The following is an 11,518-nucleotide window of genomic DNA, read 5'->3' on the forward strand; positions in this document are numbered from 1 at the left end:
TGAAGGTGGGGTCCCAGGGACGGGCGGCCAAAGGCGGCGCGGACCGGTTGATCAGTCCTCGCCGAGATAGGCGGCCCGGACCTTTGGATCGTTCAGGAGTTCCTCGGAAGTCCCTTCCATGATCACCTCGCCGGTGGCGAGCACGTACCCCCTGTGCGCTATGGACAGCGCCATCTGGGCGTTTTGCTCCACAAGGAGCACCGTGGTGCCTGCGAGATTGATCTGCCGGATGACCTCGAAGATATTTTCCACAACGATGGGCGCGAGTCCCAACGATGGCTCGTCCAACAGCAGGAGACGTGGCTGTGCCATAAGGGCACGCCCTATGGCAAGCATTTGCTGCTCGCCTCCCGATAATGTTCCGCCATGCTGGCGCCTTCTTTCGCGCAGCACGGGGAACAAATCAAAGACTTTTTCGGTGTCCCGCCGAATTCCCTCGCGGTCGCGACGAAGATACGCCCCCATGAGCAAATTTTCCTCTACGGTGAGCACCGGAAAGATCATCCGCCCCTCGGGGACCTGCGTAATGCCCTGCGCCACGATCCGGTCCGACGACAGGCGCGTAATGTCGCCCCCGCGAAAGCTCACCTTACCCTCGCGCACGGGCGTCACGTTGCAGATGCTCATGAGGGTGGTCGTCTTGCCCGCACCGTTGGCACCGATGAGGGTCACGATCTCGCCCTCGGTGATGCGCAGCGACACGCCCTTGAGCGCGTGGATGCTGCCGTAATAGGTATGGATGCCCTCAACCCTGAGCATGTGCGGCCCCCCGTCCAAGATAGGCCTCCACCACGCGTGGGTCGGCACGTATGGCCTCCGGCTCGCCCTCGGCCAGCTTGAGGCCGTGATCCAGCACCACCAACCGCTCGCAGATGGTCATGACGAGCTTCATATCGTGCTCGATGAGCACCACGGTGACGCCGACCCCGAGGATGCGATGGATGAGGTCCACCAGCATACGCGTTTCCTGCGGATTCATACCCGCGGCTGGCTCGTCGAGCAGAATGAGCTTCGGCTCCGTGGCCAGCGCCCGCGCGATCTCCAACCGCCGCTGGTCGCCGTAGGCCAGGCTAGCGGCATCGTCCAGCGCCTTGCCCGCAAGCCCCACGAAATCAAGCCAGTGCATGGAGCGCTCCACGATGCCGCGCTCCTCCGCGCGCTGGGCGCGCGTACGCAGCACTGCGCCGAAAAACGTACTGTGCGACCGACAGTGGCACCCGATGCGCACATTGTCCAGCACCGTCAACTCGCTGAACAGCCGGATGTTCTGGAAGGTCCGCACCACGCCAAGCGTGGTCACGCGCTCCGGCTTGAATCCGTTCATACGCACCGTCCGCCCGCCATCGCGCAGGGTTATTTCGCCCCGCGTGGGCTTGTACACTCCGGCGATGCAGTTGAACATGGTCGTCTTGCCCGCGCCGTTGGGACCGATGAGTCCGAGAATCTCTCCGGGCATGACGTCGAAGTCCACATCCGAGAGGGCCAGCAACCCGCCGAAGCGCTTGCTCACGCCCGTGACGCTAAGAAGCGGTTCCACCGCCACCCTCCCCTGTCGCGCCGTGCGCGGCCATGCGGCGTTGAACGTCCGCCAGCGCCGGATTCGATCGCCCGCTGGTGGCGATGGCCGGGAAGAATCCGCCAGGCTTGAAGCGCATGATGAGCACCATGATCAGGCCATAGGCCAGAAAACGCACCTCCGGCGGCATGCCGAGCACGGGCAGCACCTCGCGTAGCACCTCGCCAAGCGCGGTCAGCACCGCCGCGCCGACCAGCGCGCCGTACACGTTGCCGAGCCCGCCGAGGACGATCATGCACAGCACGAGGAACGACTCCCAGAACTTGAACATGTCCGGCGAGAGAAACAGCGTCCAGCGGGCGAAGAAGGCCCCACCCAGCGCGCCTATCGACGCCGAAATGGCGAAGGCGATGACCTTGTAGTTGAGGATGTTCACCCCGCAGCTCGCGGCGGCCAGCGAGTCCGCGCGGATGGCGAACCACGCCCGCCCGAGTCGTGAATCCTCCAGCCTGCGCACCACGAACCATACACCACCGACCATGAGTGCGGCCAGATGGAAATACGGCTTCTCACCGAGAAATTCCCAGAACCAATCCTCATTGAGCCACGTGAGGTCGATGCTCACAGGGTCGATGCCCGGCAGCCCCAGCGGTCCCCGCGTGAGCCATATCTCGTTGGTGAGGAACAGCACCACCAATTCGCTGAAGCCGAAGGTCACGATGGCGAAGTAGTCGCCCGTGAGGCGAAGCGTCGGCGCGCCAAGCAAAACGCCCCACAGCGCGCCATTGAGCGCAGCCAGCGGCACGATGAACCAGAACGGCACGCCGTAGTGAATGGTGAGGAGTCCCGACGTGTAGGCCCCGATGCCGTAGAACCCCACGAAGCCGAGGTCCAGCAATCCGCAGAAGCCCGGCACGATGTTCAGCCCCATGGCGAGCACCATGTACACCATCATGAGAATCATGACGTGCAACACGTACTCGCTGGCGAAGGGCATGAACGGATAGGCCATGAGCGCGGCCAGCGCCACGAACAGCGCACGTGTGGAGAGTTTCGCCTTCATGCGCCCTCCTACGCCTTGTCGATCACGGCCCGGCCCAACAGGCCGGACGGACGGAACAGGATGACCGCGATGAGCACTGCATAGGCCACGCCGTCGCGATACAGCGACGACACATAGCCCGCACCGAGTGCTTCGGCCACGCCAAGCACCACCCCGCCGAGCATGGCCCCCGGCACGGAGCCTATGCCGCCCAGCACCGCCGCCGCGAAGGCCTTCACGCCCGCCACGTAGCCCATGGTGGGCGAAAGCGTGTTGTAGTAGACGGACACCAGCACCCCAGCCACAGCGCCCATGGCCGAACCAAGGGCGAAGGTGAACGAGATGACGAAATTGACGTTGATGCCCATAAGCGCGGCGGCCGTCTTGTTCTGGGCCAGCGCACGCATGGCCGTGCCGATGCGGGTGCGGGTGATGGTCAGGTACAGCCCGCCCATCATGCCGATGGTCACGGCGAAGATGAACACCTGCAACCACGTGAGGTGCACCCCCGCCACATCGACAGCCGTCAGCTTGAGGTAGGCGGGCACAGCCTCCTGAGCGAAGGGCTTGGGGCGGCTGCCCCAGATGACCATGGCCAGATTCTGGAGAAAGATGGACATGCCGATGGCCGTGATGAGCGCGGCGAGCCTCGGGGCCTTGCGCAGCGGACGATAGGCAACGATGTCGAGCAGGATGCCAAACGCCGCACAGCACAGCATGGCCAGCGCGATGGCCGGGTAGAACGGAATGCCGAGCGCGCTGATGAACGTGACGCACAAAAACGCGCCAAGCATGTAGATTTCGCCGTGGGCGAAGTTGATGAGTTCGATGACGCCGTAGACCATGGTGTAGCCCACGGCGATGAGGGCATAGATGACCCCGAGGGTCAGGCCGTTGACGAGCTGGGCAAGGAATTGTTCGAGCAAGACGGCTCCGGGTGTTGGAGGGCGCTGCCCGCGCCAGCGAAAACGGCAGGCAGCGGCACGAATGGGGACCGGCCGGACGCGCCGCCCGGTCCCCTTCCGATTCATGCGGGAATCATGATCACTTCAACTGCTCGGCGGGAACGAACTTCCCGCCCTTCACCATCTTCACGAAGGCGGGCTTCTGCGCGTCGCCATTGGCGTCGAAGTAGGTCAGCCCGGACACGCCCGCGTAGCCCTTCTCGGGGGTATCCATGGATGCCATGTACTCGCGGATCTTCGCGCGATCCGGCCCGGCCTGCTCGATGGCTCGCAGCAGGATGCCCGCGGCGTCGTAGGCGTTGGCGCTCATGTAATCGACCTCGCGGCCGAAGCGCTCGCGATACTTCGTCATGAACTCCTGCGCTGCCGGTCCGGCCTCGGAAGCAAGGAAAGGAACCGTCAGGTACGTGCCTTCGGCGGCGTCCTTGGCCAGCTTCAGGTAGTCCTCATTATCGAAGCCGTCCGCGCCGAACTTGAGCACGTCGAGCCCGACCTTGCGAGCCTGATCGGCAATGAGCGCGCCCTCGTTGTAGTAGCCGGAAATGAACAGGCCATCGGGACCGGCGGCCTTGAGCTTCGTCAACTGCGGAGTGAAGTCCGGGGTGCCCTTCACGTAGGCTTCCTCGCCCACGATCTCCACCCCAAGTTCCTTGGCCTTCTTCTCGAAGGCGTCCTTCAGGCCGATGCCGTAGTCGTTGTTCTCGTAGAACACGGCGATGCGCTTGAGTCCAAGCTTCTCCACGGCGTAGCGGGCAAGGAACATGCCCTGGAAATCATCGCGATACACGTCCCGGAAGGCCCAGACGAGGCCCTTACGGTCGCGATTCTGGTCACTGATGGTAACGCTGGTGGCCGTGGGAGAGATGACGGGAATGCCGTGGCGCACGTAGGTAGGCAGCGCGGCAAGATGCGCGGAGGAGCACAGGTGCCCCACCACACCGACGATGGTGTCGTCACGCGCGATGCTGGCCGAAACGGTTGCGGCTTCCTTGGGGTCGCACAGTTCGTCCATGTAGACGACCTCGATCATCGACCCGTTGATGCCGCCCTTGGCGTTCACTTCCTCGACCATCATGCTCACTCCGGCCTTGACGTTGTCGCCATAGGGGGCGAGCGCGCCGGTGAACGGCGACGCACAGCCGATCCTGATGACATCGGCGAATGCGTGGCTCCCCGAAAAGGCAAGTGCGGCAACAGCAATACAGGCAACCAACCATCCTTTACGCTTCATGACACATCCTCCAGTGGAGCTTGGAAATGGTTTCACCCCGTTCACCACACGCGCACATCGCCTCCTTCCTTCATTCGCATGGCCGTGCGCATACACTTCTCCGGCGAATACTTCACCTTATGGTCTGTTGCCACATGCCGGTGCAACTGTCAAACAGCATCACATTCGTTCATTCGCTCACAAATGCTGCGAATCATCCTCCACCACTGACCACATACAACACCATTCATGACAGTTCACACCCCGCACCGCCGACCGCGCAACGAAAAAGGGAGAACCCGACGGGTTCTCCCTTGATGCTGAAACAATGATTCGAGAGCTACGAGTTCGCGGCTACTTCGCGTCCAGACGCTCCATTTCGCTTCTGGCCTCGATGCGCGTCTGCTCCGGAGCGTCCTCGGCCTCGGCGACGATCTTCAGATGCTCCTTGGCCTTGGCCGTATCGTTCATGAAGTGGCCATAAAGCACGCCGAGGTTGTAGTGCGACATGTAGTCGTGCGGCTCCACGGCGATGACCATCTCGAACTTCTCGGCGGCCTCAGGGTACTTCTGGAGATTGAACTCCACGATGCCGTACATGCGCAGCACCTGCAGGTTCGACGGCTCCACTGCCAGAGCGCGATCGAAGAGCGCCTTGGCGCGGTCCCACGCACGCATGCGCATGAACTGCTCGCCCAGCGTGTGCAGCACGTGCACATCGTTGGGGTTCTTCTCCAGTTCGGCCATGAGGGAACGGATCATCACCATGGGCGACTCTTCGCCGCCTTCCTCGTGGTCCGCCGCGGTGTGCTGCCTCTGCCCGGCCTGCACGGTCATGGACGGATGCGACATCCTGTAGATGAAGGACGCCGCGACCATGGTCACGATGCCAACGGCCATGACCATCAGCAGAATCTGCCGCGCGCCGGGCCCGCCGACGCCCTGCGCCTGCTGCCCTGCCGCCTTCTTTGCCGATTTAGACGTCATCGCGAAGCTGCTCCATCTGCGCGAGGCGCAATTCGAAACGGCGCTGGCGTGCGCCGATGAACATCATGTATCCGCCCACGCCGAGCCAGACGGCCACGTTGGCGACAAGAAGATATGCGGTGTAATCCATGACGTACTCCCTGCCCCCGTTTCGCCGGAGGCCGCGCGTCTGTCGTTAGTGCAAACCGCCCTTGGCGAGGGCGTCGAGTTTTTCTCCCATCGCGAGCTGGCGTGCGCGAAGCGCGGTGACGCACAGCCACAGAAGCCCGAAGGCCGCGAGGGACACGAAAAGCGTGGTCAGCATCTCCGGCTCCAGACCGCCCCCCTCGCGGGCGAAGACGGCCGGATGGATGCTGCGCCACATGCGCGCCGAGTAGAACACCAACGGGACGTCGAGGAAGGCGACAACGCCCACCACGGCGCACACCGTGGCACGGCGCTCAGCCCCGATGCCGCTCGCGCGCAGCACGAGATAGGCGCAGTACACGAACCACATGATGAGCGTAGTGGTCAGGCGGGGGTCCCACGTCCACCACACGCCCCACGAGGCGCGGCCCCAGATGGAGCCGGTGACGAGGGCCAACCCGGAAAACAGCACGCCCACCTCGGCGGCGGCACCACCCAGATGATCATAGCCGGGCGTACGCCGCAGCAGGAAGCCGAGGCCCGCCACGAAGACCACAAAAAAGCTGACCAGCGCCCACCATGCGAGGCCAAGATGGAAATAGAAAATCTTCTGCACCGGGCCGAGGGTCTCCTCGACGGGCGCATAGATCCAGATGAACCACTGGCTGACGCACAGCGCCAGCGCCGCGGCGACGGCGGCGAAAGGAAGCCAGTTCACACGGGTATTCACGAAATTGCTCTCCATTCGAACAGGTATCGGTTCCTGCGGACCGGGCACGCTTTGCGCCGTGACACGCAGGCCCTGCCACGCAAACGCCCTACTCCTCCATCCCGTACACGTGGGGGAAGAGGAACAGCGCGGCGCCGGTGAACAGCGCGTCGAATCCGGCGGCCAGCCCCAGCCAGCCGGTCAGCCCGCCCGTGGGCGCAGCCGAAAAATACGCTCCGCCAATGGTCACCCCGGCCAACAACAGCGGGATGAGCAGCGGAAAGAGAATGAGCGTCAGAAGCGACTCCCGGGCCGCCTGCCCCTGCGCCAACGCGCCGAGTAGCGCCCCGAGCACCACCACGCCCCAGTCCACGGCGAAAAGCGTCGCAAGCGGCATGGCGAATCCGGCATGCAGATCCTGCCCCAGAAAGACCACCGCCGCAGGCAGAAACACCAGCTGCGAGGCCAGAAGGAGCAGGAACCCGGCCACGGCCTTGCCAAGCCACACGGCGTGCACGGAGATGGGCGACAGCAGAAGCGCCATGCGCGCGCCGTTGACCTCTTCAAGCCCATAGAGAGTGTTGAAGATGAGCACCTGCGAGAAGCACGACGCCAGCCAGAAAATACCGGCAGCGGCCTGCGCGGGCACGAGTTCCCCGGGCGGGCGCGAGGTGCTGAAGACGAAGATGAGCAGAAGCCCAAGCAGCACCGGCTGGGCCAGCCCCACGCCGCCCGCGAGCACCAGCCGCAGATCCTTGCGGGCGATGGTCATGGACTGCGCGATCATGCCGCACCCCCCGCAGCCACGGCCCCGGTGGGGACGTAGTCCTCGGCATCGCCGAAATAGCCGACGCAGTGCCGCTCGATGGCGAGCACGGTGTCCGCGCGGTGCAGGTCGCCCGCGACGTCGTGGCTAACCCAGACGATGGTGGCTCCGCGCCCGCGCGCGGCGGCGATCTCGCGGTGCATGATCTCCTGCGAGCGCACATCGAGTCCGGTACCCGGCTCGTCGAGGAACAGAAGCTCCGGCTCGATCATGAACACCCGCGCCAGCGACAGGCGCTGCGCCATGCCGCGCGAAAAGGAACCAGCCTCCTCGTGGGCCGCAGCCTTGAGCCCCACCCGGTCTAGAGCAGCCATAAGGCGAGTCTCCCCGCCATCCAGCCCGTACAGCCGCGCCCAGAAGGCGAGGTTCTCCACGGCCGAAAGGCGGGGATAGATGAAGGTCTGATGACCGATGTAGGCGATGCGCTCCTGCGGGGCGTCGCACTGCACGCTCCCCGCCGAAGGGCGGGACAGCCCGGACATGATCTTGAGTAGCGTGGACTTGCCCGCGCCGTTCTCGCCAACGAGAAGCAGCACGCGCCCACGCGCAAGCTCCAGACTCACGTTGCGGAATACGAGCTTGGAGCCATAGAACTTGGCGACATTGGAAAGACGAAGCATCATGCCGGTTCCCTTACGCTTTTCTTCTCACGAAGGCCAGCAGGGGGAACAGCGTCATGAGCGTGCCGCCAATCCATATCCAGTTCACCAGCGGATTGATGCTCAGCTTGAGCGAAGCCTGCCCCTCGCGGGTGGACCCCACCAGCGTGGCGTATATCTCGTCACCAAGGCCGGGAATGACCGAAACCTCGGCGAACACGTTGTCGTTATTGCGGTAGGCGCGGCGCTGCGGCGTCAGCTCGCCCACGGGCTTGCCGTCGCGCGTCACGGCGAGGCGCACCTCGTAGCAGGCCATGGCCGGAGTGGTGATTTCGCGGTTGTCCAGATAGCGCACGTCGTACGCGCCGATGCGCATGGACTGTCCGGGATTCAACACGGCCTCGGCCTCGACCTTGTACGGGCCGGAGAAGGCCACGCCAAGGGTCATAAGCAAAAGGCCCACGTGCACGCCATAGGCAGCCCACATGGAACCGTTGCCCACCATGCCCTTCTGGGTCGCAAACAGACCCACGATACCCGCAATGCCCACCACGGCGGACACGGCACCCACCAGCGCCACGGGATGCTTCACTCCGAAGAACCAGAGGAAGGCCGCCGCAGGCACGAGGCACGCGCACACGGCGATGAACATCCGCTTGTCGCGCAGGCCGCCCTTCCAGCCGAGCCACGGACAGAACACGAGAAACACGGCGATGAGCGCAAACAGCGGCAGGCACACGCGGTTGTAGAAGGCGGGTTCGAGTCCAACGGGCTTGGCGCTCCACATGCTGGAGATCACCGGCCACATGGTGCCGAGGAAGACCACCAGCGCCAGCGCGAGGAACAGCCATGCGGCCATGAACAGCAGCCCCGGGCGAGAGGTCAATTCATCCAGCGGCCGGGCATCTGCCGCGCGGTTGGAAAAGGTCACCACCAGCGCCACGAACAGGCCAGCGAGCATGAAGAACATGAGCGGCGCGCCAAGCTCGCTGCGCCCGAAGGCATGCAGGGAGTCGATGACGCCGCTTCGCACCACGTAGGTGGCGAAGATGCACAGCAGGAAGGTCAGCGCGATGAAGAACACGTTGATCCGGTGCAGGGAGTTCCTGCGCGACTGGATGATGGCCGTGTGCACGAAGGCCGTGGCGGACAGCCACGGAATGAGCGAGGAGTTCTCCACCGGGTCCCACGCCCAGTAGCCGCCCCAGCCAAGCTCCATGTACGACCACCACGCGCCGAGGATGATGCCCGCAGTCAGGAACATCCACGCGAAAAGCACCCAGCGGCGACCGCAGGGCAGCCACTCCTCACGTTCGCCATTAAGCCACGAGGCCAGCGCCAGACAGCACGGCACGGTGAACGCGGCGTAGCCGATGAACAGGAGCGGCGGATGGAAGATCATGCCGGGGTTCTGGAGCAGCGGATTGAGACCGTTGCCCTGCGCCGGGGCGGGGGACAGTTCGAGGAACGGATTGGACGGCCCAGTCAGGATGTACAGGAAGAAGGCCTGCACGCCCGAATGGAACAGCCAGAACCACACGCGGGTCTCGGGCGAAAGCCGCCGGTAGTGGTCGGTGGATGCGTAAAACACGCCGCAGGCGGCAATGGAGAGCGCCCAGAACAGGAAGGAACCGGCCTGCCCCGCCCAGAACGCTGTGAGCGTGTAGAACATGGGGAGGAAGGTGTCCGTGTACTGGGCCACGTACTGGAAGGAAAAGTCACGCGCCACCAGCGCGCGGGTCAGCACCGCCGAGGCCGCCACAATCAGCGCGAAGACGGCCAGTTGGCCGCGTTCGGACCACGCGGAGGCGGTCCGCCGCCCGGTCCACGCCATATACAGCGACAGTCCGGCAAGCGCGATGGAGACGGTGAAGGCGGCGAGCAGGCAGAAATGGGCAAACAGATGCATCAATCACCTCGTGGGGGAAGGCCCGGACCTGCCGGACTCGTATGCTGCGAAGGAAACGGTCAGCCGGACGATCAGCCCTGCGCTGCCCGTTCCTCGTCACGCTGCTTCTGATACTTGGAGGGACACTTGGTCATGAGGGTGCGCGCGCCGAACACGCCGCTGGCAGGCTCCAGCCCGCCCTCGACGATGACCTCGACGCCGGGCTTGAAGGTGTCCGGCACCACGCCCGTATAGCGCACGGGGATGAAGCGCTCGCCACCGTTCTTGTCCAGCAGGTGGAAGCTCACGCCCATCTGGCCGGGGCCGCCCTCAATCCCTGAATCGGCGACGGTGCCGAACAGGCGGATGTTGGACAGCTCGTCGGCGGGCATGGCCAGCGCCTCGGAGACGTTGAGGAAATAGACGCTATTCTGGGACAGGCCCGAGAACAGAAGGTAGCCGAGTCCGCCAAGCAGCAGGAGCAGGGCCACGATGTAGACGTTCTTGTTCGATTTTTTCGCCATGTGCGTTCCATCAGGCTTTTTTGCCCGCCTGCGCCAATTCGGCGCGACGCTGGCGGGCGAGTTCACGCATGTCCGCGACCTCGTCGGTCTCGTCCACGATCTCCTTGCCGAGAATCTCCTCAAGCACATCCTCCAGCGTCACCACGCCGGAGAGTCCGCCGTACTCGTCAAGCACCACGAACAGATGCATGCGGGCTTCGAGAAATTTGATAAGCAGTCTGTCGAGGGTCAGAGTGTCGAGCACGAAGTGCACGGGTTTCATGAGATCCGACAGGCGCTTGTCCTCCAAATCCTCCGCCGCCGCCTCCAGCACGTCGCGCCGGTAGACGATGCCCACGATGTCCTCCGGCTCGTCGCCCTCAAACACGGGCACGCGGCTGTGCGTCCAGCAGTGCTTATCCTCGCGGGCCACTTCCACGGTCATGGACGCGGGTAGCGAGGACACCACCGTGCGCGGCGTCATGATGGAGCGCACCACCCGCACGTCGAGCTGAAGGATGTTGCGGATGGACTCCTCCTCGTAGGGCTTGAGCACACCGGCCCGGCGCGACAGCGCCGCCAGCGCGGTGATGTCCTCTTCCGTCGCGGTCGGCCCCTTGGCCTTGCGCTGGAGAAGCCGCGACACGAAGCCCAAGAGCCAGATCACCGGCCCGAGCGCCCACACGAGGAACTGCACCGGCTTGGCCAGAAATGGCGCAAGGGTGCGGGTATACATCACGCCCACGGTCTTGGGCAGTATCTCGGAAAAGATGAGAATGACCACCGTGAAGGCGACCGTGAAATACGCAAGGTTCTCCTGCCCGAACACCTTGGCGGCGGCAGCGCCGGCGATGGCCGCGCCAGCCGTGTTGGCCACGGTGTTGAGGGTCAGGATGGCCGCGATGGGCTTCTCGATGTTCGACCGAAGATTGAAAAGAAGGCGACCGACCTTGCGCCCGGACTTGCGAAGCTGCTCGATGCGGCTCCACGGAACGGAATACAGCGCGGCCTCGCTTACCGAGCAGAACATCGAAATGCCAACGGCAAGACCGACGGAAAGGATGAGCTCAAGCACGGCGAGCTCCGAGGGGGCCAAGCGGCCAGACTACGACACTATTTATGAATTGGTGGGGTTTCACATGTACCT

At 64.1% G+C, this 11,518-nt stretch carries 13 protein-coding genes; all 13 read right to left on the bottom strand.

What is annotated here, in order from left to right:
• Nucleotides 1-51: 51 nt before the first annotated feature.
• The 13 genes from GGQ74_RS05210 to GGQ74_RS05270 all read right to left on the bottom strand — a co-directional run bounded on the left by GGQ74_RS05210 (nt 52) and on the right by GGQ74_RS05270 (nt 11,446).
• The gene (locus GGQ74_RS05210) at nt 52-759 is read right to left on the bottom strand and encodes an ABC transporter ATP-binding protein (protein WP_167940450.1); all 708 of its coding nucleotides are present in this window, start codon (nt 757-759) and stop codon (nt 52-54) included.
• Nucleotides 746-1,537 (bottom strand): ATP-binding cassette domain-containing protein, encoded by a 792-nt coding sequence (locus tag GGQ74_RS05215; RefSeq protein ID WP_167940451.1) that lies wholly within the window; start codon nt 1,535-1,537, stop codon nt 746-748. The genes GGQ74_RS05210 and GGQ74_RS05215 overlap by 14 nt, the downstream gene beginning before the upstream one ends.
• Nucleotides 1,521-2,579 carry a branched-chain amino acid ABC transporter permease gene (locus GGQ74_RS05220; protein ID WP_167940452.1) on the bottom strand — a complete coding sequence of 353 codons (1,059 nt, stop codon included), beginning with the start codon at nt 2,577-2,579 and terminating at the stop codon, nt 1,521-1,523. Before GGQ74_RS05220 ends, GGQ74_RS05215 begins: the two co-directional genes overlap by 17 nt.
• A gap of 8 nt (nt 2,580-2,587) precedes the next feature.
• Nucleotides 2,588-3,484, bottom strand: coding sequence for a branched-chain amino acid ABC transporter permease (locus tag GGQ74_RS05225; protein ID WP_245168125.1), 897 nt, complete (start codon nt 3,482-3,484; stop codon nt 2,588-2,590).
• 118 nt (nt 3,485-3,602) lie between these two features.
• Complete coding sequence (locus GGQ74_RS05230) at nt 3,603-4,754, bottom strand: ABC transporter substrate-binding protein (protein ID WP_167940454.1); 1,152 nt, start codon at nt 4,752-4,754, stop codon at nt 3,603-3,605.
• A gap of 333 nt (nt 4,755-5,087) precedes the next feature.
• Nucleotides 5,088-5,720, bottom strand: a complete 633-nt coding sequence (locus tag GGQ74_RS05235) for a tetratricopeptide repeat protein (RefSeq protein WP_167940455.1) — start codon at nt 5,718-5,720, stop codon at nt 5,088-5,090.
• Complete coding sequence (locus tag GGQ74_RS05240) at nt 5,710-5,850, bottom strand: CcmD family protein (RefSeq protein ID WP_167940456.1); 141 nt, start codon at nt 5,848-5,850, stop codon at nt 5,710-5,712. Before GGQ74_RS05240 ends, GGQ74_RS05235 begins: the two co-directional genes overlap by 11 nt.
• A 45-nt stretch (nt 5,851-5,895) precedes the next feature.
• Complete coding sequence (ccsA, locus tag GGQ74_RS05245) at nt 5,896-6,576, bottom strand: cytochrome c biogenesis protein CcsA (protein ID WP_425338080.1); 681 nt, start codon at nt 6,574-6,576, stop codon at nt 5,896-5,898.
• 88 nt (nt 6,577-6,664) lie between these two features.
• Nucleotides 6,665-7,342, bottom strand: a complete 678-nt coding sequence (locus GGQ74_RS05250) for a heme exporter protein CcmB (RefSeq protein ID WP_167940458.1) — start codon at nt 7,340-7,342, stop codon at nt 6,665-6,667.
• On the bottom strand, nt 7,339-8,004 hold the full coding sequence (ccmA, locus tag GGQ74_RS05255) for a heme ABC exporter ATP-binding protein CcmA (RefSeq protein WP_167940459.1): 666 nt from the start codon (nt 8,002-8,004) through the stop codon (nt 7,339-7,341). Before ccmA ends, GGQ74_RS05250 begins: the two co-directional genes overlap by 4 nt.
• A 10-nt stretch (nt 8,005-8,014) precedes the next feature.
• Entirely contained in the window at nt 8,015-9,889 is a 1,875-nt protein-coding gene (locus GGQ74_RS05260; protein ID WP_167940460.1) for a heme lyase CcmF/NrfE family subunit, read from the bottom strand.
• Between the two features lie 71 nt (nt 9,890-9,960).
• On the bottom strand, nt 9,961-10,392 hold the full coding sequence (locus GGQ74_RS05265; protein ID WP_167940461.1) for a cytochrome c maturation protein CcmE: 432 nt from the start codon (nt 10,390-10,392) through the stop codon (nt 9,961-9,963).
• A 10-nt stretch (nt 10,393-10,402) separates the two neighbouring features.
• Nucleotides 10,403-11,446, bottom strand: a complete 1,044-nt coding sequence (locus GGQ74_RS05270; protein ID WP_167940462.1) for a CNNM domain-containing protein — start codon at nt 11,444-11,446, stop codon at nt 10,403-10,405.
• Nucleotides 11,447-11,518: the final 72 nt, after the last annotated feature.

Origin of the sequence: Desulfobaculum xiamenense, assembly GCF_011927665.1 — a bacterium.
In the GTDB taxonomy this organism is placed as follows: Bacteria; Desulfobacterota; Desulfovibrionia; order Desulfovibrionales; family Desulfovibrionaceae; genus Desulfobaculum; species Desulfobaculum xiamenense.